Here is a 20,425-nt window from a genome sequence, read left to right as displayed (position 1 = left end):
CAGATCCCCCCTAACCCCCCTTAGCAAGGGGGGAACTAGAGTCAAAGTCCCCCTTTTTAAGGGGGATTTAGGGGGATCTGAAAATATTTGATACACCATGAGGGACTTTTCAAACACCCTCTTAGAAAACGCTATATCAGGAATCTAAATACAAATTCAATCAAAAATTAATTGGGAATTATAGTGATGAATAACATGAAATTAGATTTGAGTTCAGATTTATCAAGTACAACTACAATCATCAATGATTTGCCAGAAAATGGTGTTTGTATCCATGATTTATTTGCAATTCAGGTAAAAGCAGCACCAGATTCAGTAGCGACAATATTTGAAAATCAGCAACTTACCTACCAAGAATTGAATGCTAAAGCCAATCAGTTAGCACATTATTTACAGAGTATTGGTGTAGGTGCTGAAGTCATGGTCGGCTTGTGCGTAGAGCGATCGCTCGATCTGATTATCGGTATTCTTGGTATTCTTAAAGCTGGAGGCGCTTATGTACCTATAGACCCGGCCTATCCCCAAGAACGCATAGCATTCATGCTGGAAGATACTAAGTTGCAATTTGTGGTGACACAACAACAATTGGTAGTATCTCTTCCTGAAACTTCTACAACAATTTGTCTAGATACAGATTGGCAAAAAATTGATTGTCAAAGTTCCCATAATCCAGTGAGTGGAGTCACAGCCGAAAATCTCGCTTATTTAATCTATACCTCCGGTTCTACTGGTAAGCCGAAAGGTGTACAAATGCCCCATTCCAGTGTAAATGCTTATTTACAGGCGATCGCTCAAATATTACCAGTTAATCATCAAGATATTTATCTCCATACAGCATCTTTTTCTTTTACTGCTTCAGTCAGACAATTATTTTTACCTTTATCCCAAGGTGCAACCAGTATTCTTGCTACTCGTGAACAAACCAGAACTCCTTTAAGTCTATTTGAGTTAATTCAAAAACGTGGTGTTACTATTTCTGATGGTGTACCCTCTGTGTGGCGTTATGGACTCATTGCTTTAGAAAGTTTAGACCAACAATATACAGAATCTCTGAGAGAATCAAAATTAAGATTAATAGTATTTGGTGGCGAATTACTACCCTATCAACTAATTAAAAAGTTACGCAACCTGTTTAAAACACCACCCCAGTTTTTTAATATTCTTGGTCAAACAGAAAGTATTGGCCATGGTTTTTATACTGTTCCTGAAGATTACGATCTTGAAGATGGCTATGTTCCTGTTGGTCATCCTTTAGCAAACATTCAACAAGTTTATGTCCTTAACTCCCAACTTGAACCAGTCAAAACTGGTGAGTCTGGAGAAGTCCATATTGCGGGTTCTACCTTAGCACGAGGCTATCTGAACCGCACCGAGGCCAATGAGGAAAAATTCATCATTAATCCTTTTAATCCTCAACAACGACTCTTTAAAACCGGGGATGTTGCTCGTTATTCAAGTAATCAAAATTTAGAAATTCTCGGTCGGATGGATTTTCAGGTAAATATCCGCGGAATGCGGGTTGAATTGGAAGAAATTGAAGCAGTAATTAAACTCCATCCCAGTATTCGAGAAGCTGTGGTTTCTGCCAGAGAAGATGTCTCTGGTGGTCAGCGGTTAGTGGCTTATATCGTAGTGAATAACCAAGATTTTAATTCGGGAGAATTACGCAATTTTCTTGCCAGCAAACTACCAGATTATATGATTCCCCATACCTTAATGGTGATGGAGAAATTGCCAGTTTTACCCAATGGAAAGTTAGACAGAAAAAGTTTACCCGAACCTGATTTATCAGCAATTCAAAGTGAATTTATCCCTCCGCAAACACCCACACAAGAAATCATTGCTAAAATCTGGGCGGAAGTTTTAGGCATTGAAAGAATTGGTATCCATGATAATTTTTTAGAATTGGGTGGACATTCCCTATTGGCAAGTTTAGTTATATCAAGATTGCGTGAGGCACTATCCCTAGAATTATCAATTGCCAGTTTATTTGCTGCGCCAACAATTGCCACATTTAGTGAACAAATTGGAAGTTCTGCCCAGAATTTACTGCCAACCTTAGAACCAGTTTCTCGAAATAGCGAATTACCACTTTCATTAACCCAGCAGCGTTTTTGGTTTCTCGATCAAATGGAAGGGTCAAATCCTGCTTACAATATTGTCAGAGTCCTGAATTTACAAGGACTGCTTAACTTTACAGCACTTGAAGGGGCGATCGCTACAATTATTAATCGTCATGAAACCCTGCGTACCAGTTTTGGAATTGCCGATGGTAAACCCATTCAAGTTATTGCTGATAAATTAGCATTTACCTTACCCGTAATTGATTTACAAGAATTAGCAGAAGATCAGAAAACGACTGCGGCACAAAGATTAACTACTAATGAATATCTTCGCCCTTTTGCCCTAACTGAATCATCTCTCTTAAGAGTGACATTGATGCAATTGGGGGCAGAATCCCATCAGTTATTAGTAATAATGCACCACATCATTTCTGATGCCTGGTCAGCAGGGAATTTTCTTCAAGAATTATCGGTTATTTATTCAGCCTTGACAGCGGGTTTACCTTCTCCCTTACCCAAATTATCAATTCAGTACGCCGACTATGCTTATTGGCAACGACAATGGCTGGAAAATCAACCCGCGCAACTTGATTACTGGAAACAACAATTAGCAGATATTCCCGCAGTCATTGAATTACCTACTGATCGATCACGAACAGCAATTCAAACCTTTCGCGGTGATCTTCAGAAATTTCAATTTGATTCCCAACTCACGCACAAACTCAAAAACCTCAGTCAAAAATCGGGTTCTTCCCTATTTATGACACTTCTCACTGCCTTTGTGATCTTACTTTCTCGCTACAGTGGACAGGAAGATATTATCATTGGTTCTCCCATTAGCGATCGCAATCGTGTCGCGTTAGAGCCATTAATTGGCTTTTTTGTGAATACCTTAGTTTTACGGACTCGTCTCGAAGGAAATCCCACATTTATAGAATTACTCCAACAGGTACGACAGATGGCACTTGACGCTTATGCTCACCAAGATGTTCCCTTTGATCAACTTGTAGAAACCCTCCAACCTCAGCGCCACCTCAGCCATAGTCCCTTATTTCAAGTCATGTTTGTATTGCAAAATTCTCCAGTTTCAAAACTGGAATTAGGAGATTTGCAAGTTACCCAAATAGAATTAGCAAAAGCCACAGCAGGGGCAACTTTTGACTTAACCATATCAATGCAGGAAAAAGATTCAGCATCAGGAACTGAATTAATAGGTGCATTTGAATATAATGCTAATTTGTTTAATGCTGATACTATTGCCAGGATGGTGGAGAGTTTTCACACCTTAGTTGAGGCAGTTGTGGCAAATCCTCAAGAGCGGATTAGGACATTACCTTTACTAACAGCATCCCAAGAACATCAGTTATTAGTGGAATGGCATCATCCGCAAACTGATTATCCCCAAAAATCCATTCATCAATTATTTGAGGAACAAGTAGAAAAAACACCTGATGCAGTGGCATTAGTATTTGAAGATCAGCAATTAACCTACCAACAATTAAATTCACAAGCTAACAAACTAGCTCATTATTTACAGTTTCTGGGTGTAGAACCAGAAATATTAGTGGGTGTTTATTTAGAACGTTCATTAGAAATGATAGTAGGATTTTTGGGCATTTTAAAAGCTGGTGGTGCTTATGTGCCACTCGATCCTAACTATCCCCCAGAAAGGCTTAATTATATGGTGGCAGATTCACAAATGTCCATCATCTTGACTCATTCTTTATTACTCCCACATTTATCATTAACCCTAGAGCAATCACAAACTAAAATTATTTGTTGGGATAAAGATTTTGAAATTGAAATTGCCAGCCAAAGTTGCGATAATCCTATTAATAATTTCACCCCGGAAAATTTAGCTTATGTCATCTATACTTCTGGTTCTACAGGAAGACCTAAAGGTGTACTAATTCAACATTCAGGACTATTAAATTTAGTGTTCTGGCACTTAAATAATTTTCAATTAACATCATCAGATCGAACTACACATTTAGCCGGAACAGCCTTTGATGCTGCTGTTTGGGAATTATGGCCTTATTTAGTAGTCGGAGCGAGTATATATTTAATTAAATCAGAATTTTTGCTTTCACCAGAAATACTTCAAGAGAAATTGACATCACATCATATTACGATTAGTTTTATTCCTACACCCTTAGCAGAACAATTATGTCTTTTATCCTGGTCAGAAAATACAAGTTTGCGAACTATGTTAACTGGTGGAGATAGACTTAATTATTATCCATCAAATAAGTTACCATTTAAGTTTTTTAATAACTATGGTCCCACCGAAAATACAGTGGTTACAACTTCTGGACAAATTTTACCAGAAGCATCAAATAGTAAATTTCCACCTATAGGTCGTCCTATTGCCAATACTCAAGTTTACATTCTTGATCGCTATCTTCAACCCCTACCTATTGGCGTTTATGGAGAAATCTACATTGGTGGACTAAGTTTAGCCAAAGGCTATTTGCATCGTCCTGACTTAACATCTGAGCGATTTATTGCTAATCCTTTTGTGGAAAATGAACGAATTTATAAAACTGGAGATTTAGGACGCTATTTACCAGATGGAAATATTGAATTTCTGGGACGCATTGATCACCAAGTCAAAATTCGGGGTTTTCGGATTGAATTAGGGGAAATTGAAACAGTATTAACCCAACATCCTCAAGTTCAGCAGGTAGTAGTAATTGTCCGCGAAGATCATCCAGAAAACAAGTATTTAACGGCTTATATTGTTGGTAAAACAGAAACATTGACTAGTAGCGAATTACGTCAATTTCTGAAAGGAAATCTACCTGAATATATGATACCTGCGGCTTTTGTCATGCTCAAAGCCTTACCTCTGACTCCTAATGGTAAAGTTGACCGGCTGGTTTTACCAAAGCCAGAAACAACGAATTTAGAGCTAGAAACCGCTTTTGTTGCCCCTGGGACTGCCCTAGAAACAAAATTAGCCGAAATTTGGTGTACAGTATTAAATCGGCAGCAGGTGGGCATCTATGATAACTTCTTTGAATTGGGAGGACACTCTCTCCTAATCACATCTGTAATATCTCGCATTCGAGAACATTTTTCCATAGTTCTGCCTCTGCGTTCTCTATTTACAGCCCCCACTATCGCTGAACTTAGTCAAGTAATAATTACACATCAACTGGATGCCATAACAGTTGATACCTTACCACCGCTTGTCCCTCAAGCACGAGACACTTGTATCCCCCTGTCTTTTGCCCAAGAGTCTATATGGCAGTTACAGCAATTAGCTCCTGAAAGTTGTGCCTACAACAGCTTTTTTATTTTACGTTTCACTGGCTCTCTTTCTGCAATTGCGTTGGAGTCCAGTTTCAATGAAATAATTCGTCGTCATGAAATATTACGCACGGCTTTTACTATATTAGAAGGTCAACCTGTACAAGTAATTAGCCAATTTCTGACTATCCCATTAGAGATTATAGACTTACAAAACCTCCCTTTGATAGAGCGAACGTCTGAAGCAGAAAGACTAGCTGCGCTGCAATATAATCACCATTTTGATCTGGCTTTAGTCCCTCTGATCAAAACAACTTTACTGCGACTAACTCCAGAAGAACATTGGTTGACATCAATCGAAGCCCTCTGCCGTTCTCAAAGGGTCAGCATCTTTGCGATTATTCTTACTGCTATGAATATACTTTTGTTCAAATACAGTAGTAAGAACGATATTTTAGTAATAACAACTATTGGTAATCGGAGTCCGGTGGAAACTGAAAAAATGCTCGGTTGCTTCATCAATGATGTCATTTTGCGATCGCATCTTTCCTCTGAACAAACTGGACAAATTCTTTTAGAACAAGCTCAAGAAACTCTCACAGAAGCTATTAATAATAAAGAAATTGCTTCTCACACAGTCATTAACACTATCACCAGTAAACAACCACTGAATATCTCAGCATCCCTAACTATGCTACCTCCACAAAATTGGCATAACTGGATGTTAGATGTAGATTTTGTCACAATTAAGCGCGATCTCGACTTGTGGGATGGAGAAATTCCTTTAGAAATTTATGTTTCTTCACCTTCAGTAAATAATCCCACGATGGAAATTAAGGTTTTCTACAGTACGGAGTTATTTACCAATGAAACTATCGAGGTTTTGTTCAACTATTACCAGCAAATTCTTCAGCAGCTTGCCCAAGATCCAACTATTCAAGTTTGTGAATTTTTTGATTGCTGAACATTGCAAGAGTCAGATCCCCGACTTCTCTAAGAAGTCGGGGATCTTATTTGACTACTTATAATGAGAAATAAATGTTACATTAAACCATGCGGCTTTGCCACAAATTAACTAATAATCACTATTGCTATGTTAGAAAACAGCCCACCAGAGTTGAAACAACAACCCAGATTTGGATCATCTTTATTGAGATGGACTGAGTATTTCTCCAACCCAGAAGGAGAAATAACTCAAAGCATGAGCGTGTTTATCTTGATCTGGTTTGGTCAAGTGTTGTCTCTGGTTGGCTCGCGGACAACCAATTTTGCACTCAGTATTTGGGTCTATCAACATACGAATTCCACAACTCAATTTACACTGCTGATTCTCTCTACAACCCTACCGACAATTTTGATCTCTCCCATTGCTGGTGTGATTGTCGATCGCTTTTCTCGGCGCTGGATTATGATTATTAGTGATTTCTGTGCAGGGTTATGTACCTTACTGATTGCTTGGTTATTTATCAGTAATCACTTAGAAGTTTGGAGTCTGTGTGTAGTCAGTGCGATTAGTTCCAGTTTCAGTGCTTTTCAGGGACTAGCCTATTCTTCTGCGACTACATTACTTGTGCCGAAAGCACAACTTGGTCGTGCCAGTTCGATGACACAGATCAGATTAGCGATCGCTGAAATTCTCTCCCCTGTATTAGCCGCAGCCTTATTAGTAACTGTACAATTGTCAGGCATTGTCATCATTGATTTATCTACATTAGTCTTGGCTTTAATCTGTTTACTTGTAGTTAAATTTCCTGAAATTTCGTCCACAGAAAATCCCGATGCCGAAACCAATTCATTTTGGCAAGAAATCACCTTTGGCTGGAAATATTTAGTAGCACGTCCTGGACTACTTGGATTAGTCATGTTCATTGCCATTATCAACTTTCTCGTTGGTAGCGCAGAAGCTCTCACTACACCCTTAGTGCTTTCCTTTGCTTCCGCACAATCACTAGGAGCTATCTATTCTATTTCTAGTTTTGGACTATTACTAGGCAGTGCCGTGATCAGCATTTGGGGCGGACTAGAACGCCAGATCAATACCATATTTGTGTCTATGGCATTTTTGGGCATCTCCTATGTATTAGCTGGATTGACTGCTTCAACAGTTATATTTACGATCGCCAATTTCTTGATATTTCTGACAATTCCCATCATTAATGGGTCAATTCAAGTCATCTATCAGAAAAAAGTAGCACCAGAAGTACAGGGAAGGGTCTTTGCTTTTCGCAGTGCTGCTGTACAGGGGTTTTTACCACTTGCCTACCTAACCTGTGGAGCATTAGCTGATCAATTTTTTGAACCAATCATGGCAAAAGATGGAGCTTTAGCCCATAGCATTGGCCAGATTATTGGGGTTGGTCATGGTCGCGGTATGGGTTTAATGTTTATCATCATGGGTCTGTTTTCTCTAGTCGCAACCTTAATTGCCTACTTATATCCGCGTCTCCGCTTTGTAGAACATGAACTACCTGATGCAATTCCTGACGAACCAGAAGTTTCATAAAGCCGATATAACAAAGATGTCACCAAGACGCTCTTTGACATCTATCTCAGTGGGTATTTCATATAACAAAAACTTATGGGTAATAAGTAACTAAATTTCATTACTAATCGGGGTCAATTTTCTGTTATAACTTTTAGCTTTTCCCTTAGTATCAGAATTGAAGCAAATTTAAACCAGCGGCTAATCCCATCAGAATAGCTGTAAGGTCTGCTTAAAAATCACTTATACTGCCGATTTCACAACAGAGGATAATTAAATGGCTACTTACAAAGTTACTCTCATCACTCCAGACGGTACTAAGACTATAGACTGCGATGACGACACTTATATTTTGGATGCAGCAGAAGAAGCTGAATTTGACTTACCCTTCTCTTGTCGGGCTGGTGCTTGCTCAACTTGTGCAGGTAAAATCATTTCTGGTACTGTTGACCAATCTGATCAATCCTTCTTAGATGATGATCAAATCGAAGCTCAATATGTATTGACTTGTGTTGCTTATCCTACTTCTGATGTCACCATCGAAACCCACAGAGAAGAAGAGCTTTACTAAACTTTAGCTTAACCGACAGAAGCCCCACGACTGACCCTAAGGGCAGCGTGGGATGAATGGCGCGTGAATTAACGACAGTTTTTCGACCAATGCGATAGCAAGGGAGAAAAACATGGAGGCAATTCACAAATCTTGTGCTATAGTTTTTTATAGTAAATACTTTTCACTCTAATATGTTAAGAGTAGTCAAAGTCAGATTATATCCAGATGCCCAGCAACAGCAATCATTGGCACGAGCCTTTGGCAGTTGTCGTTGGCTATGGAATTATTTTTTGAATTTGATGAACGAAACGTACAAAGAGACAGGTAAAGGATTGTCTGGATACGAAGTTAAAAAGACAATCCCTCAACTAAAGAAAGAACATGAGTGGTTGTCGCTAACTTATTCTCAGTGCTTGCAACAAGTCTGCTTGAATCTGGGGGTTGCATTTAACAATTTCTTTGAAAAAAGAGCTAGATACCCCAAGTTTAAATCCAGACATGGTAAGCAGTCTATTCAGTATCCTCAAAATGTCAAGATTGCCGATAATCAATTAATCCTACCGAAAATAGGGAAAGTATCAGCAATTATTCATCGAGAGATTGAAGGGAAGATTAAAACTGTAACTATCACCAAAAATTGCAGTGAGCAATATTTCGCTGCTATTTTATTTGAAGATGGTAAAGAGAAGCCAGAGTCAATTGTCGAAGGTAAAGCAATAGGCATTGATTTGGGATTAACTCATTTTGCGATTACCAGTGATGGCTCTAAGTTTGATAACCCTCGAATACTGAATAAACACGAGAAGAACTTAAAGATAAAACAACAGCAATTATCTAGAAAACAAAAAGGCTCTAATAACCGAAATAAAGCTAGAAAGAAAGTTGCTAGAGTCCATAGAAAGATAACTAATTGTCGAGAAGATTTTCTCCATAAACTATCTCGTAGGATAGTCAACGAAAGCCAAGTTATTGTGGTAGAAAATCTTCATGTTAAAGGCATGATGCAAAATCACTGCCTAGCCAAATCTATTCAACAAGTTGGCTGGGGAATGTTTTGTACCATGCTTAAATACAAAGCAGAAAACGAAGGGAAGATTTATCAAGAAGTTGATAGATTCTTTCCTTCGTCAAAAACTTGTCATGTATGCCTTAACCAAGTAAGTAGCTTACCACTTGATATCAGGTTTTGGACTTGTGAAAAGTGCCAAACCAAACATGATAGAGATGTCAATGCAGCGATAAACCTCAGAGATGAGGGACTACGAATTTTGACCTCTGGAACGGGGGATAAAGCGATGAAGTGTGGTCTTGGGGGTTTCCCCCATGAACAACTTCATCAAGAAGCCTGTCGCCCAGAAGTAAGTCGCAGTAATAGAGGACGAAAGAAGTCTACTACTGTGCTTTCTGTTGGGCAGGAAGCCCACACTGTACCGTCAGGTCAGTGTGGGTAGTTCACTCACAAGAATTTAGTCCAAACAAGGGATTGGGGATTGGCGACTGAGTAGGAGTTTTACCAATTCCCCAATTACTTGCTTACTTTAATTTTAGTCCCCGGATAATAGAACTCCAGAATCTTGGCACTAGACCAACCTAATTTGGCTAAATTCTGAGCGCCTGTTTGGCTTAAACCCACTCCATGTCCTAAACCACCACCAATAAAAGCATATCCCCAGAGATTGGTTTGACCTTTATTCAATGGTTGAATGTAAAATAGCGTGCTAATGGGAGCAGCAAAGGCACTGCGAACCTCGTCTTTTTGTAAGGTGAAAACCCCAATATCAGTTTTCACAGCCAGTTTTAAAATCCGGCCACTGGAACTGCGTTCAACTACAGACATGGCTTGAATTTTTTTGAACTTGCTATAGGGGCTTTTTTTGGAATGTAAGAATTTCTGCAAGTCTTGGGTAATTTTATTGATATCCGTTTCTCTGTGCCAACGGAATACATCCCATTTACTCTCATTAAATCCCGCTTTAAGATTGATAAATTTCTCGAAGTTCTGATCATTTGCTAAATTCTGATGTGATAAGTTCCAAAGATTTTGATTAGCAGCATCTATGACAGGTTTTAAATAAGGACGATCTTCTCCATTCCAGATATCACTAAAGTTAGCGGTAACACCACCTGTAGTAGAAGAATATAAAGCATCAACTATTTCGTTATTATAAGTGAGTACCTGACCTCTGGTCGAGGCGATCGCCTGATCTGTATTTTTGGCAACTCCGCTGAGTCCTTGATAAACTTGACAGTGAGTGTCAGCACATAACTGATAATTATCTACCGCAAATCTGCGGAGGTTTCGCAAGGCATAGGTGCGAGCAATAATTGCTTGTGCTTCTAAGGCTGCCATTGGCGCATTTATCCCAATTTCATGGGGTAAAACTCCCCGCACATAAGTTTCTAATGGGACTGTATTTACTAAAGTATAATGCCCATAGGCGTTGGGCTGCAAGGTCATTTTTCCCGGATAAACACGCTTTTGTTGAGGCTGTTCATCTGTATTCACCTTAATTGAGTCTTTACCAGCAGTTATTTCTAGATAATTAGGACTATAATTTTTACCATTTACTACCCAAGTAATTTTTGGTACTTTTGATAAAATGTTGGTTGCCAAGTAAGCATTTTTATCACCGGATGTTTCTATACTTTTTAATAGTAACCGACGAATTAAGGGAGTGCTGTAAACGTCCCGTTTTGCCCATACTTGCCAACGTTCTGGTTGGGATATTTCCACTTCTATCCCCAGGGAACGCCAGTGGTTAGCGTTATCTTCCGCTGTTTCAAAGGTGCGAAAGTCACCCAGCACTAAGACTTCCTGAACCACTGTTTGGTTTAAGGGCTGCATGACTGTTGTTAACTGGATGGGTTTGTCGGTGACTAGGGTTTGTTGCTGACTACCCACTGTAAATTTTAATGTTAAGCGATCGCCTTTTGTGGGTGCTAATTCTAATTTGTCTGTGGGTTTAGCCCCAAATCGTTGGACAATACCAATTTGCAATTTTACATCCTGGTTGTTGCTTACGGGTTCTGATGCGGCAGCCAATCCCAATAGGCACAAGGTTGTTATTAATCTGTAGGAAGAAGGCCAAATAAATATTTTCATGAAAACTAATTCTAATTGCCCTTATGCTGTCGGAGTGGTTTTAAGTTAATTAACTCAATTTACTAATGATAAGAAGATACAGGGCGGCAGGATGAATCACAAATTACTAATAATCAACTTAGATAATTAGGTGAACACAATAAAACCAAACTGTGTAAAGAAACGTAAAATCGCTGAAAACTTCTTTACTCTTGCCTCTTGCCTCTTGCCTCTTGACTAGTGCTATAACGACAATTTTCAACGCCAACTTACTTAATTAGTAACGGGGAATATTATATATTTTTAACTTACGCGCTTCTATAATACCATTACGTCTTTTTTTCAGCACACTTGCAAATCAAACTCATTATGAGTATGATTTAACTAAATCTTGCTTTATCACCCATATTTTATGCTGGAAATTGATTTTACCGAGAATTTGCGAAATTTAATGCAAACAGTCGGTTATGAGAGTTTTAAATCTTTAAGTCGTGCTGCTGGTGTTTCACAATGGCAAATTTTGCAGTTGCGGAGGGGAAAAATCGGACAAATGCGGATAGAAGTATTGATAAAACTGTCAGAGATTTTACAGATATCTTGGACTGAGTTGGTAGAAAATTTCAGCGTTGATGGTTTATCTTCAAGTTTCCACAAAACTCATTCCTCTCATAAAAATATAGACTTATTAAAGCAAATTACAGATTTACAAGTTGAGTATGAACGATTAACATTGTCAATGTTAGAACAAAGAGAAGGATTAAAACAGGAATTTCAGCGGTCAAGTTTACAAATATTGGAATCTTTAATATTACAATGGCCAACAGCAGCACATAGAGCCAGGGAAGATCACCAGTTATCAGCAGTAAAGATATTACCTTTGGTAGATACGCCTTTAAAAAGATTATTACAGGATTGGAATGTGGAAGCGATCGCTTCTGTAGGCACAGAAATCCCCTATAATCCTCAATTCCATGAATTATTAGCAGGAACAGCACAACCAGGAGAAATTGTTAAAGTCCGTTATATAGGTTATATGCAACATGATCAGCTTTTGTACAGAGCTAGAGTAAGTCTCTTATAAACTCTTCTAAAGTTTATGCTCTTTTGAGTTTGATGGTTATTTGCTGATGAATTTATTGAAAATTACTCCATATTTTTGTGTACTAAATATCTTTTTATAATCTAATGTTAGGATATACTAATAAAATTAAAATCAGCACATTCTTAAATAAATCAAAATTAGAATATCATGAATCAGCAGGTGAAAGTGATTGCAATCAGTGGGAGTTTTAATGCTACTAACTCACAAAATTTTCAACAAAGTATTAAAGAAGTAATTGATAAGAGAATCTCCATTGTGTTGATTGACTGTCATCATGTTACCTTTATGGATAGTTCTGGATTAGGCACTCTGATTTTAACATTTAAAGCTTTACAGGAATCGGGAATAAAGATGGTTATTTGTTCAATTAATGAGCAAGTTAGGATGCTATTTGAATTAACTGGTATGGATGGCAAATTTACAATTGTTCCTAGTCAAGAAGCATTTGAAAATATTTTGCTTTCTGCTACTTGATTAATCAAATTTAACTTGAAGAATAGATAAATCATCCTCAAATGTCTCTTTGGAGTTTAAGTTAATTAGGTAATCCAGGATATAATCAAGTTGGTTATCAACAGAATACTGTAAGCTAATTAAAATCTGAATGAAACCTTCTAAACTCCAAAGAGTACCATTTGATTGAGTGATTTCGTAAGCACCATCACTAAAAATATAAAGGATGCTAGATTTTTCAATCTGACAATAAGCATCTGTATATTTAGCTTCAGGAAACATTCCTACAGGCATTCCTGGAGTTTTTAATCTTTTTACTTCTGTATGAGTAGGAGAATTGCCAGAGAGGATAATAGCTGGTGGATGTCCAGCACTAGAGTATGTTAATTGACGGCTAACTCGATTATAAACTCCATACCAAATTGTAAAATATTTATCATTTTGATAATTCATTTGAAAGGTATTATTTAAAGCTGCCAATACCTCACTAGGTTGATAGTAATTTAAATCTTTGAGCGCGCGGGAACGTAAGAGATTTAGTACAGAAATTGAAGGTAGAGTAGCTTTAAGTCCATGACCGGCAACATCTAGTAGGTAAATAGCTAAAGTATCAGCATCAAGCCAATTATAATCAAAACAATCCCCACCAAGTTGCCGTGATGGCAAAAACTTAAACTGAATACTCAGGGGCTTATTTACAGGCAGGGGTAAAAGGGATTTTACATATTCTGTAGCTTCGGCTAATTCTGTTTCTAAAAGTAGCTTTTGGGTCTGTAAATCCTGACTTAATTGATGCAGACGTAACCCGGCTCTAACTCTTGCCTGTAGTTCATTGTGTTCGATAGGTTTGGAGATAAAATCATCAGCACCAGCATCTAATCCCTTAACTCTATTGGCGACGGAATCTAAAGATGTTAATAAAATAAAAAATGTGGTAGATAATTTGGGATCTTTTTTAATGATATTACATACTTCTATACCACTTAATCCCGGCATAATCCAATCACATATAATTAAGGCTGGAGGTGAATCCAGCGTTCTTAAAATTCCTTCTTCTCCTGTACTCGCAGTGATGACTTGATAACCTTGTTTTTCTAAGATTCTTTTGAGAAACATTTGGATGGATCGGTCATCATCAATGATTAAGATTTCAAACATGAGATTATTAAGAAAGGGGATTTAACCAAAACAATATAACTTGTTTTAATTGATTTAAATCTCGATAGACTTCTTGCTTTAACCATTGTCCTAAAGCATCAAAAGGACTAAAAGAACTTCCTGGTTGCCATTTAATATCTTGCCCTAAAGGTGTGGTATGAGTGCCTAATAAGGTTTGTGTTGTCACCATATTAGGAAAGAGTTCTTGTAAAATTGTTGTTAAGTTTGCTGATTGATCCAGGGTATCTTTATTAAATCTGATTACTAAATTCCGCCGAATCTGATAGCTGTCTTGAATTATTTGGTTAGTTTGTGCCGGTGTAGGTGTAAATTCAATGTCTAATTGGGAATTTAACTGAGAATTTAACTGTTCTACTAATGGTATGGCTTCATTGGCAGCAAAGTTATTAAAGGATATTAAAATGTTACCAGCCCGTTGGATTGGAAACAGGCTACCAATTAGTAAATGGAGTTTACAACCCATGCTATGTCCGACTCCATAGGTGGGAAGGTACAGCTTGCGGAGTTTTCCAGCGTCTTGTAACTTTTCTAGGGTATATTCAAATTTAAGTTGGACAGATTTAGCGATCGCGATATGATCTAATGTATTGACAAAAGGTGTGGCAATAATGACGTATCCTTGATCTGCTAAGTTTTCCAGTAACCAACGATAAGTTAAATGTGGTAAAGTGGCGACAAATGCACCACCTAAAAAATGAATGATCCCAATGGGATTACGGGGAATAAGTACCCAATTGCCTCTAATTTCTTGCCAGTTCATGTTAAAATAGGAGTCAGGAGTCACCGAGTCAGGAGAAGAAAGAGAAGGAAGAAGAAAGAGAAGGAAGTATTTTCTATAGATATATTTTACATTTACATCTAAACATATATCAAGTATTAACTCTGACTTTGCAAGTTTTTCATTTCCTGCTGTACATCTAGGGAAATTTGCAAAGCTTCATTTAATAATCTACCATGTTCGGTTGCCTCTTCAGTAACTTGCATTGATGCCAAAGCGGCTAAATTATTGGTAAATAAATCAGAATTAGTGATAATAAAACTTTTATTTTCTCGCAAAATTCTCTCTGTTTTTAAAGCGCGGATTAAATCATTTCTAGTTAATTCAAGTGCTAATAATACTTTTTCTCTTGCTTGTATACTTACTCCTAAGTTGCCAACATCTTCAATTTGGTCGTTAATATCTATAGCTTTAATCACGGAATTATATCTTTCCACATCATTTAGTAAAATCCGTAAAGAATTTGTCATATTCTGTTTGAGAAACTTACTTTTGCCTTTCCATAATAAATATAATAGAATTTGTATACTCCCACCTGTCCATAAAACAAAGATAATTAATGATAGCCAAGATGATAGTTTTACTAACAGGTAAGTACAAACAGAAATAGCAATTCCAGCGAAAACCACAGTAGCAATTTCTGTTTTTTGAGCTTTCTTTAGCAATCTTATACCGAATTGCTGAATAACATCAGTAATAATTATTAATTTATTATGAACAGGTAAGTTAGTCGCATCTTGAAGTTGATCATGACTAATATCCAATCCCTGTAAATCATCTCGCACAGTTGCTAAATCCTTAACATACTATTGATTTAGTCTAATATAACAAGTGGATTTCCAGAATGGCAATTAATCGGTGATTTTAGGGGTATTCAATGTTGATAATGTGTAAGAAATAAATGTTTATACCATCAAAAACCAACCACTTTTCAAGTTCTACATGATTCTTCCCTCTTCCCTCTTCCCTCTTCCTCCTCTTTCTTCTTTCTTCCTTCTTCCTTCCTTCCTCCTCTTTCTTCTTCTTTCTTCTTCTTTCTTCCTTTCTTCCTTTCTTCCTCCTGACTCCTGACTCCTGACTCCTGACTCCTCCCTTAAGTTACTTGCAACAAATAGCTCATGCAGTTACCCATTAAAAAATAAACTACTAGCATTGCTGCTGCGGCTAATGCCACTAGTGTACCAGCCAGCATGAGAGAAAATTCTTTATGCTCATAAGCTTTTTCCATCAGGTGTAGCGACCATGCTACAAGTGCCACATCAAAGATTAAAATAGGAATCAACATATTTCTTAATATTTCTTCATAGAAGTACGATTATCTTAACACTGTTTTGGATAACTGTGTTTTATCTTCAACAGATGCAGTTGGTCGCTTTCTTATGTCTGATATCAAGTAGGAAGACGGACCCGAACATGGCGTTCTTGCAAATAAGTTTTAATTTGTGCTACACTCAGTTTCCCAAAATGTAACAAAGACGCTAAAAGTGCGGCTTCAGCTTTACCTTCCGTTAATGCAGTGTGAATGTGTTCACAATTTCCCGCACCACCAGAAGCAATCACGGGAATTTCTACAGCATTAGCGATCGCTTTTGTCAAGTCCAAATCATAACCAGCTTGAGTACCATCAGCATCCATACTTGTCACCAACAATTCTCCAGCTCCCCGTCTTGTGACTTCTTCCGCCCACCATAGAGCATCAATACCAGTATTTTCTCTACCACCGCGAACGTAGACATCCCAGCCAGGATTCTCAGGATCAAGTCTACGTCTAGCATCAATAGCTACAACAATACACTGATTGCCAAAGCGATCGCTGGCATGATTAATTAAATCTGGATTTCTGACCGCCGCGGAATTAATACTAACCTTATCCGCCCCGGCTCGTAACAAATCTTTAACATTTTCTAAGGTTTGAATCCCACCACCCACAGTCAGGGGAATGAAGACCTGTTCAGCAGTCCGGTAAACCACATCAATAATCGTGTCCCTGTCTTCATGAGTAGCCGTAATATCTAGAAACACTAACTCATCTGCACCTGCTTCATTGTAAACCTTGGCCAGTTCTACAGGATCACCAGCATCCTTGAGATCCACAAAGTTAATTCCCTTCACAACTCTGCCCGCCTTCACATCTAGACAAGGTAAGATTCTTTTAGCCAACATAATGACGTTTTCACTCCCGGTAATTGCTAGGAATTTAAATTGTAAAGGCAATTGGGGAATAGTTGACAAGATAGGATCAACATATAATAGGTCTTGTCCAGACGAAAAACTAATTAAACAAATATACAGGCAAGGGGCAAGAGGCAAGAAGTTTTCAGCGATTTTACATTTCTTTACACAGTTTGGTTTTATTGTGTTCACCTACTTAATGAAATAAATATTTATATTGTGAAAATAGTATCTGTATTCTCAACTAACCCCAAATATCCTATACTGATTTTACTTATGAACTGCTAAATCCGCATTTCTGTACTTCTGAATCCCTGAAAATTATGGCGATTATCTCTTCCAAAAAACAGCCTCCAGAACCCAATGGAGAACCCAAACAGCAAAGGGAATCAGCAAAAGTAGCCCCCCCCGCAGAAAATCTGTTACAATCGGAAGCGGCTATTAATGAACAAGGGAAACCAGAAGAGAGTATTCGTCCCCAGCGCTTTGCTGATTACATCGGCCAAAAGGATGTAAAGGATGTTTTAGATATAGCCATTAAAGCCGCTAAATCTAGAGAAGAAGTCATGGATCATTTGCTGTTGTATGGACCACCAGGTTTAGGTAAAACCACAATGGCAATGATTTTAGCATCAGAAATGGGGGTAAGTTGCAAAATTACCAGCGCCCCAGCTTTAGAACGACCACGGGATATCGTGGGGTTATTGGTAAACCTGAAACCAGGAGATGTGCTGTTTATAGATGAAATTCATCGGTTATCACGGATGACAGAAGAAATTCTGTATCCAGCGATGGAGGATTATCGCTTAGATATTACGGTGGGTAAAGGTTCTAGTGCCAGAATTAGAAGTATACCTTTATGTAAATTTACCCTAGTTGGGGCAACAACCCGCGTCGGAGCTTTAACCTCCCCATTGCGCGATCGCTTTGGCTTAATTCAAAAGTTGCGTTTTTATGAAGTAGAAGAACTGACTAAAATTGTTCTCCGCACTGCTGAATTATTACAAACTCCAGTTAATCCAGATGGGGCTACAGAAATCGCCAAACGTTCACGGGGAACACCAAGAATAGCCAATAGATTATTAAAAAGAGTCCGTGATTATGCGGAAGTAAAATCTTTTCTGGAAATTAATGCAACTGTTGCAGCAGAAGCATTACAACTATTTCAAGTAGATCCTTGTGGATTAGACTGGACAGATAGAAAAATGCTCAGTGTGATTATTGAAAACTTTAATGGTGGGCCAGTGGGTTTAGAAACCATCGCTGCTACCACTGGGGAAGACACCCAAACCATTGAAGAAGTATATGAACCATATTTAATGCAAATAGGTTATTTAAGCCGGACACCCAGGGGGAGAATCGCAACTAAAGCAGCCTATCAACACATGGGTTTTAAACCCCCTAATGAGCAATTATCATTACTCTAGTAGTCTGTCAAGAACTAATTGACGGGTAAATAAATTTTTCCTCTTCCTTCTTCCTTCGCGCTCTTTGCGTCCTTCGTGGTTCATTTCTTCTTTATCCGTCAAAATTTATTTGACAGACCACTAGAGGAGAGACAAAGTATTTATTGCGGGTTTTCCCGCTTATGAATCAGAAAACACAGTTCAACAATTCACACTCACAACAGGTAGAATAGTGCTAGTTCTAGAAAAAGCCTTAGAAAGAGGATATCAAATAGGATATACAAACAAACTTGAAAAAGGTATGAGTGGAGGACCATTATTAAATGAAAATGGTCAATTAATCGGTGTTAATGGAATGCACGCTTATCCATTATGGGACGTTCCCTCAGTATTCATAGATGGTACACCAGCAGATGAAAAACTGCATCAACAAATAGTCCGTTTAAGTAGGTTAGCATTGAAAATCGTCGTTATGGCACTAGGCTTGAGGCAAGAGGCAAGAGGCAAGAGTGAAGAGGGTTTGGGCGATTTTACTTTTCGTTACATATTTCGGTTTTTTTCCGTTCACCTACTTAAATTGGGCTATAGCCATAGATAAACTCAAACCTTCTCCATAGTCAACTTCCTTTTTAGGTGTTTGTATGAACTATAAATACACTATTCCCACACTATTTATTTTTACGTTTTTTACCATAATCCAACCAACTACAGCTAAGAATTTATCATGCAATAAAGAAGTAGATGAAATAGCCCAAAAAATCACGGTTTTAATTGATATTAATAATAAAGACAATGGTTCGGGAATTTTAATTAAACAAGAAGGTAATACTTATACTGTTCTCACAGCTTTTCACAATGTTAAAAATACTAGTTTAAAATAAACGATTATCACCCCCGATGAACAACGTTATCCCATTCAGGGGGAAAATATTAAACCACTGGGAACAGGGATAGATTTAGCTGTGGTGAAATTTGTTAGTAGTAAAACCTATCAAGTAGCTAAATTTGGTAATTCTGACTTAATAAAACGTGGGGATAATGTTTATGTTACTGGGTTTCGTCTTTCTACCCCTAGTATTCCTGTACCGCTTTATGATTGTTTTGATGGACAAGTTTCCGCTAATGAAAAACAGAGAACTATAGATGGTGGTTACAATTTAGTTTATACCAATTCCACTGTCAAGGGCATGAGTGGGGGACCGGTGTTAAATCCCAAGGGTGAGTTGATAGGTATTCATGGCAGAGGTGATGAATATGACAATAGGGATAGAGATAGATTTGCTGGTATTCCTATTAATACTTATATGCGGATTGCAGCAGGTGTTACTGATAAGCCCAGCATTAGGGGTTTAACAGCTGATGATTATTTTAAGTTAGGATTTAAGAAGTATGAACAAAAAGATTATCGAGAGGCAATAGTAGCTTATACAGAAGCTATCAAGATTAATCCTAACAATGCCGATGCCTACTACAACCGGGGAAATGTCCGTGATGATTTAGGAGATAAGCCAGGAGCAATAGATGATTACAACCAAGCTATCAAGATTAATCCTAACTATGCCTATGCCTACCACGGACGGGGAAATGCCCGTTCTGCTTTAGGAGATAAGCCAGGAGCAATTAGGGACTTGCAGCAAGCAGTAAAATTATATCAACAACAAGGTGGTAATGAGAAATGGTTGAGAGCAGCCCAAGATAGAATTAGAAAATTACAATAATAATATTTTGTCAGAATCAGGATATCCAGGATTTAAGGATTAACAGGATGTGATTTTTTGATGGTCTATGAATTATTGAGATTTTGCCTCGTTTTCCCTCGTTCCCTGGTTCTACCGGGGAATGCTCAGGGGAGGCTCTGCCTCCACTATATTCATTGTATTTGAGGCAGAGCCTCAAACTCCCA

General features: G+C 38.0%; 16 protein-coding genes. 10 read left to right on the top strand and 6 right to left on the bottom strand.

Annotated features, from left to right (window positions below):
* The first annotated feature begins 186 nt into the window (after window positions 1–186).
* The 4 genes from FJR06_RS17090 (at window position 187) to FJR06_RS17075 (ending at window position 9,801) form a co-directional block, all read left to right on the top strand.
* The gene (locus FJR06_RS17090) at window positions 187–6,279 is read left to right on the top strand and encodes a non-ribosomal peptide synthetase (protein WP_168651875.1); all 6,093 of its coding nucleotides are present in this window, start codon (window positions 187–189) and stop codon (window positions 6,277–6,279) included.
* Between the two features lie 129 nt (window positions 6,280–6,408).
* Window positions 6,409–7,818: an MFS transporter gene (locus FJR06_RS17085; RefSeq protein WP_148279033.1), complete on the top strand. Its 1,410-nt coding sequence runs from the start codon at window positions 6,409–6,411 to the stop codon at window positions 7,816–7,818.
* Between the two features lie 256 nt (window positions 7,819–8,074).
* The gene (locus FJR06_RS17080; protein ID WP_168651874.1) at window positions 8,075–8,368 is read left to right on the top strand and encodes a 2Fe-2S iron-sulfur cluster-binding protein; all 294 of its coding nucleotides are present in this window, start codon (window positions 8,075–8,077) and stop codon (window positions 8,366–8,368) included.
* Between the two features lie 173 nt (window positions 8,369–8,541).
* Entirely contained in the window at window positions 8,542–9,801 is a 1,260-nt protein-coding gene (locus FJR06_RS17075) for an RNA-guided endonuclease TnpB family protein (protein WP_168651873.1), read from the top strand.
* Window positions 9,802–9,875: 74 nt separating this feature from the next.
* On the opposite strand, the gene FJR06_RS17070 is transcribed toward FJR06_RS17075, so the two are convergent.
* On the bottom strand, window positions 9,876–11,453 hold the full coding sequence (locus FJR06_RS17070; RefSeq protein WP_168651872.1) for a SpoIID/LytB domain-containing protein: 1,578 nt from the start codon (window positions 11,451–11,453) through the stop codon (window positions 9,876–9,878).
* Window positions 11,454–11,844: 391 nt separating this feature from the next.
* On the opposite strand from FJR06_RS17070, the gene grpE reads away from it, so the two are divergent.
* Entirely contained in the window at window positions 11,845–12,513 is a 669-nt protein-coding gene (gene grpE / locus FJR06_RS17065) for a nucleotide exchange factor GrpE (protein WP_168651871.1), read from the top strand.
* 168 nt (window positions 12,514–12,681) lie between these two features.
* Window positions 12,682–13,008, top strand: coding sequence for an STAS domain-containing protein (locus FJR06_RS17060; protein ID WP_015079460.1), 327 nt, complete (start codon window positions 12,682–12,684; stop codon window positions 13,006–13,008).
* Here the strand turns inward: FJR06_RS17060 and FJR06_RS17055 are convergent, their stop codons facing one another.
* From FJR06_RS17055 to hisF, 5 genes are all read right to left on the bottom strand, one after another.
* Window positions 13,009–14,145 (bottom strand): PP2C family protein-serine/threonine phosphatase, encoded by a 1,137-nt coding sequence (locus tag FJR06_RS17055; RefSeq protein WP_015079461.1) that lies wholly within the window; start codon window positions 14,143–14,145, stop codon window positions 13,009–13,011.
* Between the two features lie 7 nt (window positions 14,146–14,152).
* Window positions 14,153–14,926 (bottom strand): DUF1350 family protein, encoded by a 774-nt coding sequence (locus FJR06_RS17050; RefSeq protein ID WP_015079462.1) that lies wholly within the window; start codon window positions 14,924–14,926, stop codon window positions 14,153–14,155.
* 116 nt (window positions 14,927–15,042) lie between these two features.
* Window positions 15,043–15,729 (bottom strand): hypothetical protein, encoded by a 687-nt coding sequence (locus FJR06_RS17045; protein ID WP_015079463.1) that lies wholly within the window; start codon window positions 15,727–15,729, stop codon window positions 15,043–15,045.
* Between the two features lie 308 nt (window positions 15,730–16,037).
* On the bottom strand, window positions 16,038–16,229 hold the full coding sequence (locus tag FJR06_RS17040; RefSeq protein WP_015079464.1) for a hypothetical protein: 192 nt from the start codon (window positions 16,227–16,229) through the stop codon (window positions 16,038–16,040).
* Between the two features lie 104 nt (window positions 16,230–16,333).
* Window positions 16,334–17,107 (bottom strand): imidazole glycerol phosphate synthase subunit HisF, encoded by a 774-nt coding sequence (hisF, locus tag FJR06_RS17035; protein WP_015079465.1) that lies wholly within the window; start codon window positions 17,105–17,107, stop codon window positions 16,334–16,336.
* Between the two features lie 332 nt (window positions 17,108–17,439).
* Between hisF and ruvB the strand changes: the two genes are divergently transcribed.
* From ruvB to FJR06_RS24960, 4 genes are all read left to right on the top strand, one after another.
* Window positions 17,440–18,543, top strand: a complete 1,104-nt coding sequence (gene ruvB, locus FJR06_RS17030) for a Holliday junction branch migration DNA helicase RuvB (protein ID WP_168651870.1) — start codon at window positions 17,440–17,442, stop codon at window positions 18,541–18,543.
* Between the two features lie 142 nt (window positions 18,544–18,685).
* Window positions 18,686–19,120, top strand: a complete 435-nt coding sequence (locus tag FJR06_RS17025) for a trypsin-like peptidase domain-containing protein (protein WP_085929741.1) — start codon at window positions 18,686–18,688, stop codon at window positions 19,118–19,120.
* A gap of 43 nt (window positions 19,121–19,163) precedes the next feature.
* Window positions 19,164–19,403: a hypothetical protein gene (locus tag FJR06_RS17020; RefSeq protein WP_168651869.1), complete on the top strand. Its 240-nt coding sequence runs from the start codon at window positions 19,164–19,166 to the stop codon at window positions 19,401–19,403.
* A gap of 3 nt (window positions 19,404–19,406) precedes the next feature.
* Window positions 19,407–20,240 carry a tetratricopeptide repeat protein gene (locus FJR06_RS24960; protein WP_371724242.1) on the top strand — a complete coding sequence of 278 codons (834 nt, stop codon included), beginning with the start codon at window positions 19,407–19,409 and terminating at the stop codon, window positions 20,238–20,240.
* The last annotated feature ends 185 nt before the right edge of the window (window positions 20,241–20,425 follow it).

The organism is Dolichospermum sp. UHCC 0352, assembly GCF_009711925.1.
In the GTDB taxonomy this organism is placed as follows: Bacteria; Cyanobacteriota; Cyanobacteriia; order Cyanobacteriales; family Nostocaceae; genus Dolichospermum; species Dolichospermum lemmermannii.
This window is presented reverse-complemented; position numbering and strand designations above follow the sequence as displayed.